Source organism: Dissulfurimicrobium hydrothermale (genome assembly GCF_022026155.1).
Taxonomy (GTDB): domain Bacteria; phylum Desulfobacterota; class Dissulfuribacteria; order Dissulfuribacterales; family Sh68; genus Dissulfurimicrobium; species Dissulfurimicrobium hydrothermale.
In genome coordinates this window covers 799,969-820,717 of record NZ_CP085041.1, presented here as the reverse complement: position 1 = coordinate 820,717, position 20,749 = coordinate 799,969, and the positions used below count along the sequence as shown (strand labels likewise).

Genomic DNA, 20,749 nt, shown 5'->3' with positions numbered 1-20,749 from the left:
TTGATCTATCGATGTCTTCTAATTACGAATTAGCAACCTTCTATCTTTTTCTTCTTTGGGGCGGCCTTTGCAGCCTCAATCTTGCCGTCTTTTACGGTCACCTTTTCACCGACTTTGGCCGCGCCTGTCGCCTCCATCTCAGTGCCATCACTGCACTTTACTGTTACATTGTTGCCCTCAACCTTTGTGACCTCACCAGTGCACTCACCAGCAATGGCCATACCCGCTATACTCAAGGAAAAAACAAGAGCTGAAACTACGGCTAAAATCTTTTTGCGCATTTTTAAACCCCCTCTTTTTATTTTGAATTAAGCCTTTTTTAGGCTTAGTTGTTAAGTATATGACCGTTATTAAATCTGTCAAGATATTTTTTGTCGCGCAATCCTTACAGTTTGAAGCTTAAAGATAAATTAGATCTTATCAATCGATGCGGTTGGCCGCTCCCTGAAGCGATGGGTCGATCTCGGGTGTAAGATCTAAAGGGGCCTCGAGCACCCTACCAAACCTGTCAAAGGGCATACCGTTCTTTATCAAGATATCGCCGTTTGCCAGCAACCTCAAGGTCTGGATTGTAAGCGGGACCTCTCTTTTTACCCCTTCCATCCTGATCGCGGCAAAAAGCCGCTGGGTCTCTCCATAAGAGGCCTTGATTGCATCAAGATCGGTGGTCTTGAGAGATCTATCAAGCTGATCCCACAAAATATCCCACTTGTCATTACCTCTTATCTTGAACCTGCAATAGGTTATAGCCGGCCCCCTGTCGAGTTCAGGGGTGACAAGGTGGATCATCGCCCCTGCAGATCCAGCTCTTTCCTGGATGAGCTGCCAGATCACCTCCTGCCATGTACCACAGGGCCCGCCGGGGAGCGCCGGATGAAGGTTTATGATCGGGAAACTTCGGCAGACCCTTGCACTTACCACCCACATATAACCCGCGAGCACTACAATGTCATGATGAAGATCCTTTAAAGCGTCGAGCACCATGCCGTGATAAAGATCCCTCCATCTCTCACGATCAGCCACCCTTAGCTCCGGCATGAATTTGGCCGCAGAGATGCTCACGACAGGGAGACCGCGCATCGACGCCTCGTCCATAAGCCTGTCGCTATATACACCCTCTCCCTTGGCCTTCGAACAAAATACATAAGAGATTTTACCGCTGATAACGCCGTCTTGTATGCCCTTCCAGGCGGCATCAAAGAGATCAAACGCCGCCCGATCCCTGCCTGTAGTCCACCAGCCGAAATCCATCATAACCAATACCCGCCCAACAATTTAAATTAAATAGAGACCCAATCCCCTAGCCAAAAAAGAATTCTCGAACACAAGTACCGATGACCTTTTGGGGCACTGAAAGGCAAGGTCTCAACCGCCGCCCCCAACCAGATCAGGCAAACAGGGCTCTGTTTCGACCTATCGAATACAAAGCGTCAAAGCCTTCTTGGATTCAAGAACAACTTGAGATACCCGTCAATTCTGACCTCAGCCAACAGCTTTCTCGCCCTCTTGGATATCTCAAGCATATGGCCGGCACCTTCAGAGAGGCCGTCCCAAAAGCAGATCACAAAGTCGGAGGACCTCAGCAGCACCTCATTCCTCATCATGGTGGCCTTAAGACCGTGCTTGGCCCATTCAGAAGGTATGATCTTGACCTCAAGCCCCCTTTGTCTGGCGTATTCCTCTCCCATGCGGTCAACCCCTGGGGCATTGCCGGAGAGCACAACATCCTCCTCTATCAAGAGCTGATCAAGTACATCTTTTACCAACCCATAGGAATTGATGCTCCTTGAACCACAAACGGCCACCTTGGCCATATATGCACCTCCTGGCATAAAATCACCAACTAACTAATCTGAACCGATCAACTTAAAGAAACGGCCTACCTTCCAATACAGACTACCATATATCTCTTCCAATTTCTTTTGCATATTTTCAGATTCTGTTATTGCGGCCATTAAAGACTCATTAAGTTCGGCGATGCGCAACTGCATCCGCTCGCACGCCTCGGTCTTCTGTTCATATGCCTCTTTCATGTGGGCATAAGCCCTTTCCAGCCCCTTATAAGAGGAATAAAGCCGCATATACGGCTCTGTAAGCCCTGTTTCCGTGCCTATGCAAGGCTCATAACGGGCGGCTTGCGGCCGGCCTATTCCTAACAGACGCACATAATCATCGACCATTTCATCAAGCGACCGATGCCGGAAACACTTGAGCCTCTCTCTGACACCTGTCAACATGGCCGGATGTTCCGAAAGCAGTCGGACCCTTTCTAAAAGGGCGTCTCCGCTTGGCTCAAAAAGAAAACCATTCACTCCATCTATTATACGGTCCTTAAAACTGCCAAGGGCAGTAGCCACTGGCGGGACACCAAGGATCATGAGTTCGCTTAAAACATAACTGAAGGTCTCTGGCCATACGGAAAGGAGCAATCCAAAGTCAGGCGCTATACCTTTAATAATGCCAGGCAGATCCGATCGATCATATCTTTCTATAATCTCTTTTATACACCTGGCGTCACTCAGCGATTGCTTCGCCTTTTCCCCACAACCCACTAAATATATATCTACATATTGGGATAGCCCATGGCAAACTTCCTGGAGCAGATGAAGCCCCTTTTCCCTTTTTAACTGACCAAGCACGATCGCCCGCATCTTTGAATGGGCCATGGGATAGGGCCGCAAGGATCTGTCCCCATCTAATGCCACTGAAAAGTCATTGAAGAGATAACCATGAGGAATGACCGTGAAATCCAAAGGGGAAAAACGTGATTCAAGCGCACATAGGCGCTCAACAGCGGACTTCGATGGGGCAACCAAGCTCACTCCGTGCGATTTGATCAATCTTACGTATTCTCCACGGAGATTGAGCCACTCCCGGGCCGAAAACTCAGGACTATTCATCAATAAATTCGATTTATTATGATAGATACAACTTGACAAACTATCAAAATCGCATTTTGCACATACTCCATCAAAATATGTCGTTATAGCAGGACAAAATGGATAATAATCATGACAAACTATAACAGTCTTTTTGTTGCTTGAAATAACATCAAAACTATGACCAATAAAAGATGATATAATAATAGCATCAACTGAGAATTCTTTAATGATTTGATTAAGAATTCTTCTATATTCGATATTGCTGGCTTTGGAACACAATATTGGAAGCGATAATTCCCATAATCTAATTGGATTAGTATCTTTAATATTGGTAAAAAGGGCAAGCCTATATCCATAGACTCCTGAATTGCCTATAGATTTTAAAACAATATTAACTGCCTTATCTCTAACATTTGAAAAATCGCGAATCCATTCCTCAATTCCACCACCCCAACTATGAGTTATATGAAGGATAACAGGCTTTGATTCAAGACCTGGCATAGAAATAATTTTATATTTTTTATCAATAAAATATGCAACTGCCTGACGAACAGTAGTTAATGGATGCGATAGAAGAAATTCTTTATCAACAAAATTATATTTACTATAATCAATATTGTTATAAGATACACAATTACTTATTGATTTATCGTAGCCAACATAAAGATGATCACATAAAACATGTAATTTACCGATAGAAATTAATGCATTATTTAAATCACTTAAAGTCGAATTAGAATTGCTACTAAACAATAAATTATGATCTTCAATTTCATTCAAAGCATCAAATCTTAGATAAAAACAGCCATCAAAAAAATAAGGCGTCTCATAAACAAAACGATGGCCAAGACAAAAAGAAAGACGATCTATATCTTCAAAATCAAAATTGGTATTATCATTGGAACTATTTACATCAAGAAGAGAAAAAAAAGGTGAGCAATCACACATTGGAGATGCTGTAGCAATAACGGAATCAGAATATGCAGCCTTTTTTAGACGCACATCCCACATATCTGGTACTTTTAACTCCGGTTTAATAAATAAAACATCATTGCATGGAAATTCTCTTAAACACACAACAAGAGAGGCAATTATGGCATTAGAATATAAATCAATATTTATCCGACGGAATATTACATTAGAATTTTCAATAAAAATATCATGATACTTTGCAAAAACTGGATCAAAAATATCAATTCCAGCTCTTGTCATATCTATAAATAAGATGCTAGTATCATAGTAGCACTTCTTTAAAATTAAATTGATATCATTAGATAACAAAGTGTCAGTTGATAACACAGGGAAACATAATATATGATTATTTCGAGATTCGATCATTGTCACATTATAATTATAATTTTGATCCAAATAATCTATTTAAAAAGCCTCTATATTTATTTAATAGAAAATTATTTTTATTTTTAACTATCGCTGTATCAATTGCCGATCGCAAATCTTTGGCAGGATCGGCTTCCAAGTGGCTACGGATAATATCCAAATAATCAGGATGAAGTTTAACTAGGGTTTCAATACCTCTTTGCTGCAATTCTTTTTTGGTACCGGAGAAGCTTACACCGCCTTTATGGTATACAAAGACATCTCCACAGAGCACATGACGCCAGCCTGATCTTGATGCCCTCATACAAAAATCATTTTCTTCACCGTAACCCTTCCCAAAATTTTTGAAATCAAACATGCCGACATCATTTAAACAAGAACGCTTTATATACATACAGAAACCGACGCCAGTTGGTATATCAATCATCTTACATGAATTAATCTTTTTAAATAAATTATCCAAATATTCTACTGATAAACCTTCTGGCAATTCGTTATCTTCGCAGAAATTCGGATAACTACATATTGTAGCATTGTTAGAAAAAGGAGTTACTGTGCCAATTGCAGGATCGCTTAGAGCACAGCGTCTAAGACGATCTATCCAATCATTTGAGACAATTGTATCGCTATTTAAAATTATAACATCTCTTTTATTATGTAACAACATTGCCGAATTTACAGAGGCAACAAAACCAAGATTTTGTGAATTATAAATAAATGTAATTAAATCTTTACTTGCAAGATTACTTAAATACTCATAAATAAACATATCAGGACTATTATCGTCTATTACGATAACTTCAAATGGCGCATTCTGTTCATACGATAATACACTCTCAATACATCTTTTTGTCTCTATTTCGCCTTTATAAACAGGTATGATTACATCTATTTTTTCTTCCTCAGGATAAACTGACAATTTAGATCTTGGATTAAAAAATCCATTTGCTGAATCATACAAGCCCACAGCAAGAACATATTGATAGACATCGGAGTCAGGAATTCCAAAGAGATACTTTCTAATCTGAGGGTCTATCTCGCTTATCATATAAGCAAATTCACTTTCTTCAAATGACAGATGTACTTTTTCTATTCTCTTTACGTCATATTTAAGCTCAATAAGCATCCGTAAAAAACTTTTAAGAGTAAAAAATCTTAAATGGCTTTTATCTAACAATCCTTCGTCTCTATAAGGGAAATCCCCGCTTATTATCGCAATTACCGCCCCTGCATAAGCAATATTCGGAATCGAAATTAAAATTTCACCATCCCTTTTTAAAAAAGATTTTAAATTTTCAAGTACCTGGGATGGCTCCTTTAAATGTTCGAGGATATCTGCACATATAATATAATTATAATCAGTATCTATCTGATCACTCAGGGAGATATTTTCCAAATCACCTATAATTAATTTTCTATAATATCTCCTAGCTATTTCAGCCATTAATGGATCTATCTCTATACCATCTACTATACAATCAAGTTGTTCAACTAGAAAACGCCCAAAATAACCTGAAGCAACACCAAGTTCTAATACTTTGGCGCCATGTCTAACCTGTTTTGCAATTATAGAGAGAGAATCACCACTATCAATGGACATTACTCTATTGTATATATGATTACTTTTCATGATCAACAAAAAACATATCTACATATTCCCAACAATGCCAAGATGCCGTATCGGAATATACGACCTTTTTAAGCTCATTTACAAGATAATCGGCAAGAACCTCCTCGCTATCGCTTTTAACTGGTTCGCTTATATTTATTGTCCTTGCGCCGGTCTCTCTGTCAAGCGTGGCTGAATAGGCTATAATCGGGATCTTCTCTCTCGCTGCCAGATGGATCAAGCCGCGCGGCAAAAAGATATCACGGCCAAAGAGCGAAGCCTTAATGGCATTTCGCTGCCGCCTTGTCGGAACATCCAGTAGCGCAACAAGACATGACCTGGCACTGAAGACGTTTCTCAATTTAAAATAACTGCCCTTATCGAGAAACACGAGGTTTTTTACCCCAGCCCTTGAAATCGCATAGGTACGAAGGCGACCGTAACAATAGCGTACAAACCTGCCAGGGAACTCCTCTCTGTTGAATCCCTTCATAAGGCCTGAGATGAATCTTCCAGTGGCCTTCAGATGCCTCAAAGACCACAGACCAGCGCCGAAATGAAAGGTTATGGCCAAAAATGGGACGTCATCCGCTGGCCAACCAAGACCTGTCACCGAGACGTATTTCTTGAACCATCTGTTACTGCGGAAAAGAGAGAGGTAGAGATCGGCATGGTCAACGAGCCTTGTCAAACGATAGGCAGATGCCCAAGCAATGGTATCGGCGATTCCGGCGATCGCTGCAGCCCGGCTGACGGCCATCTGGGTCTCTGTCTTGTAAATCCAATCAAATGCTGCAAAAAATCTGTAGATTCGGAAACAAAAGGGCCAGGGGATAAAAATCGCGAGCCCTGGCAACAAAAAAAGCTCGAAAAGATCCAAAAGGTTCTGTCTCAGGCTCATAAATAAAAACCAGTCATCGCCGATCAAACAGGCGGATATGATTATTCATGCCGCCATACGTGTTCCAAATAGCAAATACCCATGTCCCTTATGTCACCCAAGACCCTAAAAGGACATTCCAACGGATCAAACAGCCGCATGGCCTCAGGATCCATGGCGTGGGCTCGCAGGATATACCTTCCTGGCAGGAGCGGCAATTTTTTAAAATATATAGAAAAACCAAATCGTCCTGGATTAGATAGGATATAAGGTTCAGATCCGTCAATTTCTGTGGATGTGGCATAAACAGGGGTACCGTCGGCCCTCAAGATGCCGATGGCCACGACAGGCGTGCGACCGTCAGGCGAATAAACCACCCCTCGAACGGTTACATCGTCCCCATGCCTGATGTCGTAAACGATCTTGCCGTACGCATCCTCCATATGTACCTCCAACACTGAATAGACATCGTCATAAATTGAGGCCTTGCGCACCCCAAGTTCTTCTGGACCCGTCTTTTCTTTACAGCCGCGCTCCATCTCCTCAAAATAGGCGAGATAGCTTTGCGTCACCTCCATTGCATCTCCAAACATATGCGCCTTACCATCCTTGAGCCACAATGCCTTTCGACACAATTTCTGAATATGGTACATACCGTGGGAACAAAGCATCAAGGTGCCTCCGCCCGACAGATATGACTCCATCCATCTTATGCACTTTTTTTGAAAAGATTCATCGCCTACCGCAAGGACTTCATCGGTGATGAGCAAGTCGGGGCGCATGGCAGTAACTATGGCGAAGCCAAGCCTGACAACCATACCGGAGGAATAATGTTTTATAGGCCTGTCTATATGATCTCCGATATCCGCAAACTCTATTATATCGTCTATGCTCTCCCTTATCTCGGCGCTGGTCATGCCCATAAGCGTAGCCGCCAGCCTGATATTTTCCCTGCCTGTTTGCTCAGGATGAAACCCGGCACCAAGCTCCAGCAATGCGCCTATCCTGGCATTGACCTCAACAGTACCTGATGTCGGTCTTACAACACCAGCGATAATTTTAAGGAGGGTCGATTTGCCTGCACCATTTTCACCGATAAGTCCAATCGACTCCCCTTTACTTATATCCAGATCTATCCCATGAACGGCATAAAAACTCGGGATGTCTCCCCGCCCTGTCAAAAACGACCAGATATTTTTTAAATTCCCAAGACCTGGACTAAGTAATGGATATCCTTTGCTGCAATTTCTGAGCCTTACCAAAGACAAAGACATATCAAAACGACAGTTTATTTTCTATCAGGGCTTCTCTTAGTAACCCTGTTAGATGATTTAATAACCTATAGGACATTTTCGAAATAAGGCGAAAGCCTATTAAAAAACAGGCGCGCAAATATGAAAAAAAGGACAATCGCTACAGATTGAAAGGCATCCATCAAGCCTATCTGAAATTTATTATATAAAATGACATCCCGAATACGGCTTACACAATAAGTCATGGGATTGAGTTCGATGATATTACGAAGTTGTATAGGGGCAAGACTGATTGGATAGAGAACCGGCGTCGCATAAAACCAGACTGTAAATAAAGGGGCTATAGCTTGGCCTAAGTCCTCCACAAAGACCTTGAGTGCCGCAAAAATCAAAGCAAGGCCGGCGGTAAAAATAAACTGCAGGATCAACACCGGCAATATGAACGGTAGTTTGAATACATGGATCGAAAAGTCTGTTAAATACAAGACCAGAATAACGAATATAAAACCTGTGATTTGAATCACATAGATGGAGCCTACAGAGGCGTAAACGAGAAACTCATGGGGCAACCATACCTTCTTGACAAGATTTCTGTTAGCCTCAATCGAGGCAAGTCCTTTTTGAACACCGATCTGAAACGCCATCCACGGCCACATCGCCGTGGCCACGAAGGCTACAAAATCCTGACCTGATAATTCAGGGAATCTGACCTTGAATACTATCTTAAATACAAAGGCATATACGGCCAGTTGCACCAATGGATTTACCATTATCGAAAAAAAACCGGCCAAATGCCCTGAATAGGAATTGCCGAGCTCTCTCTTGAAAAGACAAAAAAATAATTCCCTTAACCTCCAAAGTCCTTGCGCCGTCATCTGTCTTCTTTCGGCATCCATTCTTTGTCCAGATATTCAACTCCCCATTTCTTCTCAAGCCTCTTGCGAAGCTCGGCCATTGCCTTACTCCTGCGCCATTCATCCGCCTTTTGCTGCACTGTCTCGATTATTTTGCCATACGGGTCGGCGATAGGCTCTTCTCTCTCAGTCACCATATATATGACAAAGGCATCGCCGTTTTTCAACACCCCGCTCGGCCTGTTCAACGGCAGAGACTCAAGGGTCTTTTCAATCTTTGACGACTCTATCTTCTCCATAGGAATAAAACCCAGATCGCCGCCCCTATCCCTGCTGAATCCATCTTCTGAGTATTTTTTAGCGACTTTATCAAAAGGCGTCCCCTCGTCGATGGCCCTTTTTGCCTCATTTATCTTTGCCAGCGCGGCGGCTTCGCCTTTATCTTTTATCTCGACCTTGATCTGAGAGATGCGAAGCATCAGAGGCGTAGAAAAAAGGGCCTTGTGTCTTTCATAAAACGAATGAAGCTCTTCGGTTGTGAGCGGTTTAAATGGGGGCAGCAACTTCTTGAGAACACGAAGGACGAGAAGCTCATCGTCGCCTTCTTTTTCTTCACCGGGCTTTATTATTCCTGCATCCCGCCCCTCAAGGAGCAGGAGTTTGCGCCATATGAGTTCATTCAGCACCTTCGGTGCCCCACCCGGGAACTGAAGCATCGAATTAAAATTCGGCGAGGTCTTGGCAAATTCCACCACATCCTTTATTGTTATAAACTTTCCATGGACCTCGGCCACCGCATGGTTTTCGTTTTTGCCCACAGAAACCATCTCGGCACAAGAAAGGAACGGGGCAAAAAACAACACTGAAAAGATGATTATGTATATCCCTGTCATCTGCTTCAAGACAGCCATATAACACCTCTATCTAAAAAATTTAGATTGATTTCGACCTCAATATTTTATAATATTTAAAATTTAGCTTGCCCCAAGCATGGCAGAACCCAAAAGCAAGGCAAGGGTTGATGAACAGGACGATAAAGAAGAGCTGACCTTTACAGCCTCAGGGTAAAACATAACCTCAAAAAAAGATGTGCGCTTACCCACAGATGATTCAAGATACTTAGCGGCGGCCTTGATGTCAACGGCCATCATTGATTTATTGTTCCATTGTGATCAATAATACTTGACGATTCAAATAATATTTGTATAATATCTTAAATTAAATTAAGATCGATTTTTATCAAAAAATTTAGGCCTCTAGAGCCAACATCAGAAAAGGAGAAGGAGAATGAAAAAGCTGAATCTCTTGATCGCAGTATTGGTTTCAGTTTCCCTTATGGGCGGGCTTGTGGCGTGCTCAAAATCTGAAGAAAAGAAAGAAGGGACAACCACTGAGCAGGCAGCACCTGCACCCAAGGTAGAAGAGGCGGCACCTGCTACTGAGCAGGCAGCACCTGCAGCAACACCAAAGGAAGAGGCTAAGCCGGCGGCACCTGCTACTGAGCAGGCAGCACCTGCAGCAACACCAAAGGAAGAGGCTAAGCCGGCGGCACCTGCTACTGAGCAGGCAGCACCTGCAGCAACACCCGAAGCCCCCAAGACGAAATAATAGTCAAACAACCTCAAAAACATGAGAATAAAAGACCCTCTGAAAAAGAGGGTCTTTTATTTATGCTGTGAGGCTATAAACTCATCTCCACTTGACTTTATATTATCAAATCTTATTTTTTTCAAAAAAAGAAAGGAGGAGATGAGCTATGTTTGAGATCCAACCGTGGAGACCGTTCCGGGAGCTAAGTAATCTGAGGAGAGAGATGGACAAGGTGTGGGAAGATTTTTTTGGCGGTGGCGAACTGGTGAGCACCGAGGGCACATGGATCCCTTCCATTGATCTCTCCGAAACCAAAGACAATCTCATCATAAAAGCTGAAGTGCCTGGCATGGATGCCAAAGATATAGACATCTCCATTGCAGGCGATATGCTCACCATCAAGGGTGAGAAACAGAGAAAGACAGAAGAAAAAGACGAAAATTATCACCGTGTCGAAACAAGATACGGTTCCTTTTCAAGGATGATAAGGTTGCCGGTATCCATAGATGCCGAAAAAGCCACTGCAACATATGAAAAGGGGGTTTTAAAACTGGTCTTGCCCAAAAAAGAGGAGGTTAAGCCGAAACAGATAGAAATCAAAACCGCCTGAAAAAATTAGATTCGATTCAAAAAAAAGGGCGATATCATATCGCCCTTTTTTATTTATATCGACCCCCATATGCTTGCAAAACTTCTGCCTCGGTGTTACAAAGAACAGATTTAAATTACACACACCAGGCAACTCCACGTGGTGCCGTCTTAATAGGCAAGACGGGCATATCTTTTTTAAAGCTTGGTGGTGGAAAAACCACTTTAGGAGGACCTATGGGTTACGTAACAATGAAACAACTTTTAGAGGCGGGGGTACATTTCGGACATCAGACTAGGCGATGGAACCCAAAGATGAAGCCATATATCTTTGGGGCAAGAAATGGTATCTATATAATAGATCTCCAAAAAACCGTAAAATTTTTTAAGACCGCATATGATTTTGTAAGCAATATAGCCGAAGCAGGGGGTATAGTACTTTTTATAGGCACAAAAAAACAGGCACAGGACGCTATAGCCGAAGAGGCCATACGGTGTGAAATGCCGTACGTCAATAACAGATGGTTGGGTGGGACGCTAACAAATTTTCATACGATTCAAAAAGGGATCGAAAAATTGAAACGTCTCGATGCCATGTTTGAAGACGGCAGCATAGAGAGATTTCCCAAGAAAGAGATCCTGCTGATGAATAGGTTACGTGAAAAACTCACACTTAACATCGGTGGGATAAAAAATATGACATCCTTACCATCGGCCTTGTTCATAGTCGATTCAAACGAAGAAGAGATAGCGGTAAAAGAGGCCAAAAAACTTGGGATACCTGTGGTGGCGATCGTTGACACCAACTGCGACCCTGATGGGATCGACTATCCTATACCAGGCAACGACGATGCAATACGCGCCATAAGACTAATAACGGCCAAGATGGCCGACGCCATAATTGAAGGCAGGCAGCGGCTCGCCGAGGCCCAGCAGGCCGCGACTGACAAGGCCGTCACAGAAGAAGAGATGGGGGCTGATAAAAATACAGTCGAAGAGACCGTCGTTGAAGTTGAAGAGGAATATACAGCGGTCGAGGCCTAACAAGGCCTCTGTGATAATCACACTTTATTCATTTTGATTAAACTTAAAGACAATTTCTTGGAGGAGTTATCATGGTTGATATATCTGCTGCAAAGGTCAAGGAATTAAGGGATAGGACCAATGCAGGAATGATGGATTGCAAAAAGGCGCTTCAAGAATGCGGCGGCGACATGGAAAAGGCGGTTGCATGGCTCCGCCAAAAAGGATTGGCAGTTGCAGCAAAAAGGGCCGGACGTGTAACATCCGAAGGGATCATACAATCCTATATTCATGCAGGAAATAAACTTGGGGTAATGGTGGAGGTAAACTGCGAAACTGATTTTGTAGCAAAAACAGATCAATTCATCCAATTCGCAAGGGATATCGCCATGCAAATAGCGGCATCCAACCCCATCTGCATAAGAAGGGAAGATGTCCCGACGGAAATCATCGAAAAAGAAAAGGCTATATATAAAAACCAGGCCGTTGATGCCGGTAAGCCTGAACATATCGCAGAAAAGATGGTAACGGGTAGGCTTGAAAAATTCTATAAAGAAGTCTGCCTCCTTGAACAGCCTTTTGTAAAGAACCCCGACATATCCGTGCAAGACCTCCTGAACGAACTCATGGCAAAAATGGGGGAAAATATCTCTATAAAGCGCTTTATACGCTACCAGATAGGGGCTGAATAGTACAAGTATATGCCGTCAAAGAATTTTACAGCCCTACCATACAAACGGGTCCTTTTAAAGCTAAGCGGAGAAGGGCTTTCCGATGACCTCCATGGTGGTATATCACAGGACGCTGTAAATGAACTTGCCGATGAACTGTCCCAGATACATGGACTTGGCGTACAGATGGGTGTTGTTGTAGGGGGCGGCAACATATTCAGAGGGGTTATGGGCGCAGCCCAGGGCATGGACAGGGCCACGGCAGATCAAATAGGCATGCTCGCCACGATTATGAATGCCCTCGCTATCCAAGATGCGCTCACAAAACGGAGGGTATCGACCAGGATAATGTCGGCCATCGAAGTCGGTAGAATGGCCGAACCCTTTATAAGGGCCAGGGCGCTTAAACACCTTGAAAAGGGCAGAATCGTAATCTTCGCTGCAGGCACAGGCAACCCATTTTTTACAACAGACACAGCCGCCGCATTGCGCGCGCTCGAGATAAAGGCTGACCTGCTCATGAAGGCAACAAGCGTGGACGGCATATATGATAGAGATCCCAAAAAGTACCCTGAAGCGGTTAAGTTTAACAATTTGACCTATCAGGATGTACTCGAGATGGGACTAAAGGTCATGGACGCCTCAGCAGTCTCCATGGCGCGCGACGGTCGGCTTCCCATAATCGTCTTCAATATGAAGACCCCAGGCAACATAAAAGGTGTAATAATGGGAAAACCAATAGGTACGATTGTAAGAGGAGGATGACAATGCACGATGCGGTCATCAAAGATACGAAATCAAGAATGGACAAGGCTATAGAATCCTTTCAAAAGGAACTTGCAAGGATAAGGACGGGCCGAGCGGCCCCAGCCCTTCTTGAAGGTATCAAGGTAGATTATTATGGGACACTCATGCCCATCAACCAATTGGCGACCATAGCCGCCCCTGAAAGCAGACTTCTTACCATTCAGCCGTGGGACAATGCAGTCCTTGGACTCATCGAAAAGGCCATATTGAAATCCGACCTCGGCCTGACACCCAACAGCGACGGGAAGATGATCCGTATCAACATCCCGCCACTTAACGAACAAAGGAGAAAAGACCTGGTCAAAATGGTCAAAAAGATGGCCGAAGAATGCAAAGTAGCCATAAGAAACATCAGAAGGGACATGATAGAGCGCCTTAAGGCTCAAAAAAAAGACAAGGGTCTTTCTGAAGACGACTTTTTTAAACTACAAGACGAAATACAAAAAATAACCGATGGGCACGTCAAAAAGGTCGAAGACATCCTCGCTTTAAAAGAAAAGGAGGTTTTGGAATTCTAACCGAAAGAATGGCCACCAATAAAGACCTGACAAAACTCCCAGGGCATGTGGCTATAATAATGGATGGAAACGGCAGATGGGCAAGGCTCAGAGGCCTTCCAAGGGTCATGGGACACAAAGAGGGGGTAAAGGCCGTTCGTTCCGTAGTTAGGCAGGCGCGAGAACTTGGGATATCGGTACTTACGCTGTATGCCTTTTCCAGCGAAAATTGGGGCAGGCCCAGAGACGAGGTAAATGCCCTTATGGACCTCTTATATAACTACCTTGAAAGTGAACTTGATGAACTCCTAGGGAACAAGATAGCTCTCAAGGCCATAGGCGAGATCGAAAAACTGCCTGATAGAGTAAGGAAATATCTTGAGGAAACCATTAAAAAGACCTCTGTAAATAAAGAAATGATTTTGAATCTCGCCCTTAGCTACGGCGGCAGAGCTGAGATCGTGAGGGCGGCCAAGGTGCTTGCGGAAAGATGTCTAAGGGGCGAGATATGTCCTGAAGACATAGACGAAGGAAGTTTTGCAGGCTGTCTCTATACGGCAGGGCTGCCGGATCCAGATCTTATAATAAGGACAAGCGGGGAAGAAAGGCTTAGCAATTTTCTCTTATATCAGGCCGCTTATGCTGAAATCTACATAACACCGACCCTGTGGCCTGACTTTGGCAGAGACGACTTTATGGCCGCCCTCTATGAATATCAGAAAAGAGAAAGAAGGTTCGGCCTTACCGCCGAGCAGATATCTTAAGATATGCACAGGAAAAGGGTTATCACCGCTGCCATCCTTGCACTGGCGTCGTTGGCCGTTTTAAGCAAAGGCGGGCACAGCGGAGAGATGGCGTTTTTATTCATGGTGATCGCCGCAACCGCCTTATGTCTAAGGGAATATTTTGCAATTACATTCCCTTGTCCAAATGCAGTTGGCAGGCTCGGGATTATAATCGGACTCTTGCCAGTTGTATGTGCCATTATAAATCCTGAACCCGGCGCCATTGCTGCGGGACTTTACCTTGCGCTTTTCAGCAGCATTTTGATATTCATACCGTCCGTCAAGATATGGCCGAACCCCTTATTGAACTGGGCTGCATTCCTGATGGGCGCATCCTACATCGGCCTGTGTGCGGCCCATCTTGTCTTGATCAGATCGCTTGAGGCCGGAAGGGAATGGGTCTTCTTTCTCTTCTGTGTAATATTCGCCGGTGACGTAGGGGCCTATTATACAGGAAGCGCTGTCGGCAGGCACAAGCTGTGCCCTGTGCTAAGTAAAGGAAAAACGATAGAAGGGGCAGCAGGCGGCCTGGTAAGCAGCGTTATCGTAGGTTCAGGGGCTGGTGCCTTGCTCTTTAACAGGACAAGCCCCATATTCATTGGAGCGCTTGCGGCTGCGCTTGGAATAACAGGACAGATCGGCGATCTCACCGAATCACTCGTGAAGCGTTCATTCGGCGTAAAGGATTCAGGATCATTGCTGCCAGGTCACGGCGGTATCTTTGACAGGATAGACGCCCTCCTTATGGCGACACCCATGATGTACTGGATATTGCAACTTACTGAAAAATACGGTCTATTTCAATGAAAACCATATCGGTCCTTGGTTCCACAGGTTCTATCGGCAAAAACGTCTTGGATGTAGCGGCCAGATCCAATGGACAAATCAAGGTAGTCGGGCTCGGCGCGGGCAAAAATATAGCACTCTTAGCAGAACAGATCAGGTTATTCAGGCCGCGCCTTGTTACGGTCATGACGCCTGAACTTGCCAAGAAGCTTGCAAACACGCCTGGTCTACCCAGGACACAAATCCTCTACGGCAAAGCCGGCTATAGGGCGCTGGCACAGATGCCAGAGGTTGACATAGTCGTCTCGGCCATGGTCGGGGCAGCCGGACTTATACCTACCATAGCCGCCTTGGATGCAGGGAAAGATGTAGCCCTTGCAAATAAGGAATCGCTGGTCACTGCAGGCCCGTTAGTAAAGGCCATCGCCGATAAAAACAATTGCAGGCTACTCCCTGTCGACAGTGAACACTCAGCCATATTCCAGTGTATGGCTGGAAACAGAAAGGAAGACATCAAGAGGCTTATTCTTACGGCTTCAGGGGGTCCATTCAAAGATATGTCTCAGGAGGAAATGGCAAATGTTACGGCCGAGGATGCAATCAAACATCCAACTTGGTCAATGGGCGCAAAGATATCCGTTGATTCAGCCACGCTTATGAATAAAGGGCTCGAGGTGATAGAGGCAAGCTGCCTCTTCGATATCAGGGTTGACTTGATCGACGTGCTCATCCACCCGCAGAGCATAGTCCACTCAATGGTTGAATATTCCGACGGTTCGATCGTGGCCCAGATGGCTGTTCCGGATATGCGCATACCCATAGCCTATGCACTTGCATGGCCGGAACGAATGAAACTGGACATTCCAGCCCTTGACCTTACAAAGACCGCTCCACTGACCTTTGAAAGGCCTTCAATGGATAAATTCCCATGCCTTTCCATGGCATATAGGGCGGCAAAGGTGGGCGGTACGGCCACCACCATATTGAACGGCGCAAACGAAGTGGCAGTTGAGGCCTTTCTTGAAGGACGTATCGGTTTCAATACAATAGCCGATATAGTAAACGAGGTACTCTCCTCTATCGCACCGGAGGAAATAAACGGACTTGACGATGTGTTGAGGGCGGACGCCCTGGCGAGGCTCAAAGCAGACAACCTTGTCCAATGCATGACCTCTGCGCCGCCATCCAGGAGCATAATAACATGACGACGGTTTGGTCTTTTCTCTTGGTACTGAGTCTCCTTATCTTGGTCCATGAATTCGGTCACTTTATAGTAGCCAGACGCCTCGGCATAAAGGTACTAAAATTCTCCTTTGGTTTCGGACCAAGACTTTTTGGGATAATTCGCGGGGCTACAGATTACTGCGTCTCTGCCCTCCCGCTAGGCGGATTTGTAAAAATGCTCGGTGAGCAACCCGATGAACCCGTGCCCGATAATGAAATAAAAGGGTCATTTTCTCACAGGCCAGTGTGGCAAAGGGCGGCGATCGTATTCGCCGGGCCCCTATTCAATATCATCTTTGCGTGGGCTATTTTTTTTGTAATATTCCTTAGTTATGGAAATCCGATACTGCTCCCGGACATAGGTAATGTACAGGCTGGATCCCCTGCTCAAAAGGCTGGCATCACGAAAAAGGACAAGATAATCGCCATAAATGGTCAGCCGGTCAAGACATGGCAGGAGGTCTCTGAAAGGATAAAAAAATACCCAGGGCATGAGATATCTATATCAATAAAAAGGGGCGAAAAACTGCTTGACCTGATTGTCAAGCCAAACATAACCCGGCTCAAAAACATATTCGGCGAAGAGGTGAAGGTCCCTGTCATAGGCATCAGCGCCGCCGGAGACCTGAAAATAGAAAAGCTGAATCCGCTTGAGGCACTTGCCCAGGCATCGGTGAAGACATGGGAGCTTACCGTCCTTACAGCCAAGGGCTTTTTAAAAATCATCCAGAGGGCGATCCCGCTCTCTACACTTGGAGGTCCGATAATGATCGCCCAACTCGCCGGAGAACAGGCCCAGCTTGGGCTGCTGAACCTTTTTTATTTTATTGCCATACTAAGCATCAACCTGGGACTCTTAAACCTCTTACCCATACCAGTACTCGACGGCGGTCACCTTGCATTCTTTACACTCGAGGCCATAATAGGCCGCCCACTGTCGATAAAGCAGATGGAATTTGCACAAAAGATCGGCATGGCCATCCTGGGGACCCTAATGTTGTTTGTATTCTACAACGACATCATAAGACTTTTGGGCATAGCTCATACTGTCACAACAACCCCATAACAGGCAATTTAAATGATCACGCTCGCGCTGGAGACATCTGGACCGTTTGGCGGGATTGCCGTGCTTAAAGACAGAACCCTTTTGGGAGAGATCACGCTTTCATCAGGCTGCGGGACCTACTCAAAAAGGCTCTTGAGGGCGATAGGTTGGCTATTCAAGGACCTCATAATGGAATGGTCCCATATAAATATGATAGCAGTAGGTCTCGGGCCTGGGAGTTTCACTGGGCTCAGGATAGGCCTTGCCACAGCAAAAGGCCTTGCTTTTTCGCTCGGCATCCCCCTTATTGGGGTCCCTACACTTGATGCACTTGCGGCCAACATCATATGCTGCGAAGGAGATATCATATGCCCTGTGCTCGATGCCAAAAAATCCCAGGTTTATCTGGCCTTTTATAAAGGGCAGATGGACGGCTGGCACGTAAGGATCAGTCGATTTCAGTGCCTAACCCCGAAAGAGGTCCTGGAACAACTCCCCGGTCGCGGTAGGATATTTTTTTTGGGCGACGGTGCGCATCTTCTGGGCATAAAAGAAGACAAAGAGCTCTCGCTAGACAGAAAAGCATATCTGGTACCAGCCCATCTCGCCCGTATAAAGGCGGAAAATATAGGCCTTATAGCCTGGCGTAGATACATGTCAGGAGCGGTCGGTAGCGATATCGGCACACTGAGGCCAATCTATGTACGCCCATCGGATGCTGAATTGTCAAGACAGATTTGACAAACAATCCTTGATTCATATATCCTGTTTGAGTCAAAATCAGCTATCACCGATAAGGAGCAACCCATGTCAAAGAGACGCTGTCCGTATTGCAGGGAAAAGATAAGGAAAGACGCCCTGATTTGTAGATACTGCCGTAAGGAGCTGACACCCTTAAAAAAAGAAAACGATTGCAGATTAAAGTTATTCGCCGTCTTTACAGGGCTTGCGGCAGGGACTGTATTGGCCTTTTTTTGGGGTTACTACCAGGAGCGGCTAAAATGGCGCGACGAAGGTCTTACACTGACAGAAACAGAGCAATGATTTTAATTAATACCGAGCCCTCCTCTGCGCCTTGTCCTTTTTGCCGGCGAACTCACAATTACGCCTGCAGTTTCTACATATGGCTGGATGGGTCAACCGCTTCGGGTTTTTATAACAACGCATGTTTACCTCCTTGTTTTTATTATAAATATTTTTGATATTTAAATTAAACATAATCATCGTCTTTAGTTGTGCAACAACTATGCAATTTAAAAAGGAAAAAATATGACACAAATAGATCAATTTAGCAAGGAAGAACGGCGTTTTTTGCTCGAACTCGCGAGAAAAACCATAGATGCTAAGCTGAAAGACGCCCCGCTAAGCATCCCGATCGTAAGGGAACCAAGACTGCAAAGACATTCTGGTGTCTTCGTCACTCTGCATAAGCATGGAAATCTTAGGGGCTGTATAGGTACATTCGTATCAAACAAACCCCTCTATGAACAAGTAATGGACATGGCCATATCAAGCGCCTTTCATGACCCTAGATTCAGACCATTGACGAGCCAGGAGCTCAAAGAAATAGACATAGAGATCTCAGTCTTGAGTCCCCTAAGGCTTATCAGCAGCATCAACGAGATAGAGATAGGGACACATGGCATCTATATAATAAGCGGACCTTACAGCGGCGTACTCCTGCCGCAGGTGGCCACTGAATACGGTTGGGACCGCCTGACATTTCTGGATCAAACATGTCTGAAAGCCGGACTGGCTCCTGGATGTTGGAAAGACCCTGCGACAAAGATATACATATTCAGCGCCGATATATTCAGCGAACAGTCTGAAGGTTTATCTCCCTGAACTTTTCTCTGAGTCTTTCTTCTACAAGAGGAGGCACAAGGTCTTCAAGGCTTCCGCCAAAACGGGCCGCCTCTTTTACAATAGTAGAACTTATATATATCCAACGAAAACCTGTCATCAAAAATACGGTCTCTATATCACGCGCAAGCTTGCGGTTCATCAGCGCCCGCTGAAGCTCATAATCAAAGTCAGAAACTGCTCTCAAACCGCGGAGAATCGCGCAAGCCCCGTGTCTAACCGCGAAATCGACCAACAGACCATCAAAGCTTGCAACTTCAATACGCCCATCCACCCCAACGGTGTCTTTTATCATCTCAATCCGCTCCTCAAGGGTGAAAAGCGGCGCCTTTGCCGGATTCGTGCCGATCCCAATGACTATCTTATCAAACAGCCTGAGGGCGCGCTCTATGAGGTCTATATGTCCATTCGTAACGGGATCAAACGTCCCGGGATAAACGGCTATGCGCTTCGTCATCGTCAACCTCTCTTATAAAACCATATCCTAGACTGTCCATAGGCGCGGACATCGACGAGTTTCAATGCCTTGTCGCCGTTATCCATACCGAATCCCTGTGGAAGCTCAACCTTTTTAAACTCCTCTACCGCCATAATACCGCCTATGCGCAATGCACTCGAATGAACCACCCATCCTAGACACTGGTTTGACAACCCTTCCATATAAGGTGGATCGGCCATAATGACATCAAACGGTCCTTCTCTCTCGATCAATCCGTAGACCATGGCGGATCCCTGGCCGGCATCAGCCCTTATCACAGTAGCCCTGGACAAGAAACCGCAAACCTCGACATTTCTATAAATTCCGTCGATTGCCTTCCTTGAAAGCTCTATAAACACCGCCTCCTTTGCCCCTCTTGACAGGGCTTCAAGCCCCAATGTGCCTGCACCTGCAAAGAGGTCCATAACGCGGGTCTCGGTCCACGGAACAGGGATGTGATTGGTCAATATCTGGAAAAGCGCCTCTCTTACTAAGTCAGTTGTTGGCCTAAGTCCGCGCACCTTAGGCACAAAGAGCCTGCGCCCCCTCGCCTCCCCGGCAATAATCCTCATGACT

25 protein-coding genes are annotated in these 20,749 nt (G+C 45.0%); 13 read left to right on the top strand and 12 right to left on the bottom strand.

Translation table 11 applies throughout. From position 1 onward, the window contains the following. Positions 1 to 29: 29 nt before the first annotated feature. The 10 genes from extJ to LGS26_RS03915 form a co-directional block, all read right to left on the bottom strand. Positions 30 to 281: a selenite/tellurite reduction operon protein ExtJ gene (extJ, locus tag LGS26_RS03960; protein WP_237889355.1), complete on the bottom strand. Its 252-nt coding sequence runs from the start codon at positions 279 to 281 to the stop codon at positions 30 to 32. A gap of 139 nt (positions 282 to 420) precedes the next feature. Next, positions 421 to 1,254, bottom strand: coding sequence for a phosphoribosylglycinamide formyltransferase (gene purN, locus LGS26_RS03955; RefSeq protein ID WP_237889353.1), 834 nt, complete (start codon positions 1,252 to 1,254; stop codon positions 421 to 423). Positions 1,255 to 1,430: 176 nt separating this feature from the next. After that, positions 1,431 to 1,814, bottom strand: coding sequence for a DUF2493 domain-containing protein (locus LGS26_RS03950; RefSeq protein ID WP_237889351.1), 384 nt, complete (start codon positions 1,812 to 1,814; stop codon positions 1,431 to 1,433). Between the two features lie 33 nt (positions 1,815 to 1,847). Beyond that, positions 1,848 to 4,094: a glycosyltransferase gene (locus tag LGS26_RS03945; RefSeq protein ID WP_237889349.1), complete on the bottom strand. Its 2,247-nt coding sequence runs from the start codon at positions 4,092 to 4,094 to the stop codon at positions 1,848 to 1,850. Positions 4,095 to 4,233: 139 nt separating this feature from the next. Further along, positions 4,234 to 5,820: a glycosyltransferase gene (locus tag LGS26_RS03940; protein ID WP_237889347.1), complete on the bottom strand. Its 1,587-nt coding sequence runs from the start codon at positions 5,818 to 5,820 to the stop codon at positions 4,234 to 4,236. A gap of 19 nt (positions 5,821 to 5,839) precedes the next feature. Then, on the bottom strand, positions 5,840 to 6,589 hold the full coding sequence (locus LGS26_RS03935; RefSeq protein ID WP_237889345.1) for a hypothetical protein: 750 nt from the start codon (positions 6,587 to 6,589) through the stop codon (positions 5,840 to 5,842). 182 nt (positions 6,590 to 6,771) lie between these two features. After that, a complete protein-coding gene (locus tag LGS26_RS03930) occupies positions 6,772 to 7,983 on the bottom strand; it encodes an ABC transporter ATP-binding protein (RefSeq protein WP_237889343.1) in 1,212 nt (403 codons plus the stop codon). Between the two features lie 65 nt (positions 7,984 to 8,048). Continuing rightward, positions 8,049 to 8,858: an ABC transporter permease gene (locus LGS26_RS03925; protein ID WP_237889341.1), complete on the bottom strand. Its 810-nt coding sequence runs from the start codon at positions 8,856 to 8,858 to the stop codon at positions 8,049 to 8,051. After that, a complete protein-coding gene (locus LGS26_RS03920; protein WP_237889336.1) occupies positions 8,834 to 9,727 on the bottom strand; it encodes a peptidylprolyl isomerase in 894 nt (297 codons plus the stop codon). The genes LGS26_RS03925 and LGS26_RS03920 overlap by 25 nt, the downstream gene beginning before the upstream one ends. Positions 9,728 to 9,790: 63 nt before the next feature. Then, the gene (locus tag LGS26_RS03915) at positions 9,791 to 9,967 is read right to left on the bottom strand and encodes a hypothetical protein (RefSeq protein WP_237889335.1); all 177 of its coding nucleotides are present in this window, start codon (positions 9,965 to 9,967) and stop codon (positions 9,791 to 9,793) included. A 136-nt stretch (positions 9,968 to 10,103) separates the two neighbouring features. Here LGS26_RS03915 and LGS26_RS03910 point away from each other — a divergent pair, with 136 nt between their 5' ends. From LGS26_RS03910 to amrA, 13 genes are all read left to right on the top strand, one after another. Next, positions 10,104 to 10,424: a hypothetical protein gene (locus LGS26_RS03910; protein ID WP_237889334.1), complete on the top strand. Its 321-nt coding sequence runs from the start codon at positions 10,104 to 10,106 to the stop codon at positions 10,422 to 10,424. 148 nt (positions 10,425 to 10,572) lie between these two features. Beyond that, entirely contained in the window at positions 10,573 to 11,016 is a 444-nt protein-coding gene (locus LGS26_RS03905; protein WP_237889333.1) for an Hsp20/alpha crystallin family protein, read from the top strand. Between the two features lie 215 nt (positions 11,017 to 11,231). Continuing rightward, on the top strand, positions 11,232 to 12,038 hold the full coding sequence (gene rpsB, locus LGS26_RS03900) for a 30S ribosomal protein S2 (protein ID WP_237889332.1): 807 nt from the start codon (positions 11,232 to 11,234) through the stop codon (positions 12,036 to 12,038). Positions 12,039 to 12,109: 71 nt separating this feature from the next. Beyond that, positions 12,110 to 12,709 (top strand): translation elongation factor Ts, encoded by a 600-nt coding sequence (gene tsf, locus LGS26_RS03895; protein ID WP_237889331.1) that lies wholly within the window; start codon positions 12,110 to 12,112, stop codon positions 12,707 to 12,709. Between the two features lie 9 nt (positions 12,710 to 12,718). Then, positions 12,719 to 13,453 carry a UMP kinase gene (gene pyrH, locus LGS26_RS03890; RefSeq protein WP_237889330.1) on the top strand — a complete coding sequence of 245 codons (735 nt, stop codon included), beginning with the start codon at positions 12,719 to 12,721 and terminating at the stop codon, positions 13,451 to 13,453. 2 nt (positions 13,454 to 13,455) lie between these two features. Then, complete coding sequence (gene frr / locus LGS26_RS03885) at positions 13,456 to 14,013, top strand: ribosome recycling factor (protein ID WP_237889329.1); 558 nt, start codon at positions 13,456 to 13,458, stop codon at positions 14,011 to 14,013. A gap of 8 nt (positions 14,014 to 14,021) precedes the next feature. Continuing rightward, entirely contained in the window at positions 14,022 to 14,756 is a 735-nt protein-coding gene (locus LGS26_RS03880) for an isoprenyl transferase (RefSeq protein WP_237889328.1), read from the top strand. Positions 14,757 to 14,759: 3 nt separating this feature from the next. Then, positions 14,760 to 15,584, top strand: a complete 825-nt coding sequence (locus LGS26_RS03875) for a phosphatidate cytidylyltransferase (protein ID WP_237889327.1) — start codon at positions 14,760 to 14,762, stop codon at positions 15,582 to 15,584. Beyond that, entirely contained in the window at positions 15,581 to 16,768 is a 1,188-nt protein-coding gene (locus LGS26_RS03870; RefSeq protein ID WP_237889326.1) for a 1-deoxy-D-xylulose-5-phosphate reductoisomerase, read from the top strand. Before LGS26_RS03875 ends, LGS26_RS03870 begins: the two co-directional genes overlap by 4 nt. Beyond that, positions 16,765 to 17,853 carry an RIP metalloprotease RseP gene (rseP, locus tag LGS26_RS03865; RefSeq protein WP_237889325.1) on the top strand — a complete coding sequence of 363 codons (1,089 nt, stop codon included), beginning with the start codon at positions 16,765 to 16,767 and terminating at the stop codon, positions 17,851 to 17,853. The genes LGS26_RS03870 and rseP overlap by 4 nt, the downstream gene beginning before the upstream one ends. A 12-nt stretch (positions 17,854 to 17,865) precedes the next feature. After that, positions 17,866 to 18,573 carry a tRNA (adenosine(37)-N6)-threonylcarbamoyltransferase complex dimerization subunit type 1 TsaB gene (tsaB, locus tag LGS26_RS03860; protein WP_237889324.1) on the top strand — a complete coding sequence of 236 codons (708 nt, stop codon included), beginning with the start codon at positions 17,866 to 17,868 and terminating at the stop codon, positions 18,571 to 18,573. 66 nt (positions 18,574 to 18,639) lie between these two features. Then, a complete protein-coding gene (locus LGS26_RS03855; protein ID WP_237889323.1) occupies positions 18,640 to 18,876 on the top strand; it encodes a hypothetical protein in 237 nt (78 codons plus the stop codon). 225 nt (positions 18,877 to 19,101) lie between these two features. Beyond that, entirely contained in the window at positions 19,102 to 19,677 is a 576-nt protein-coding gene (gene amrA, locus LGS26_RS03850) for an AmmeMemoRadiSam system protein A (RefSeq protein WP_237889322.1), read from the top strand. Here amrA and coaD read toward each other — a convergent pair. Then, a complete protein-coding gene (gene coaD / locus LGS26_RS03845) occupies positions 19,646 to 20,152 on the bottom strand; it encodes a pantetheine-phosphate adenylyltransferase (protein ID WP_237889321.1) in 507 nt (168 codons plus the stop codon). The two genes, amrA and coaD, sit on opposite strands and share 32 nt — an antisense overlap. A gap of 2 nt (positions 20,153 to 20,154) precedes the next feature. Next, positions 20,155 to 20,745, bottom strand: a complete 591-nt coding sequence (gene rsmD / locus LGS26_RS03840) for a 16S rRNA (guanine(966)-N(2))-methyltransferase RsmD (protein WP_237889320.1) — start codon at positions 20,743 to 20,745, stop codon at positions 20,155 to 20,157. Positions 20,746 to 20,749: the final 4 nt, after the last annotated feature.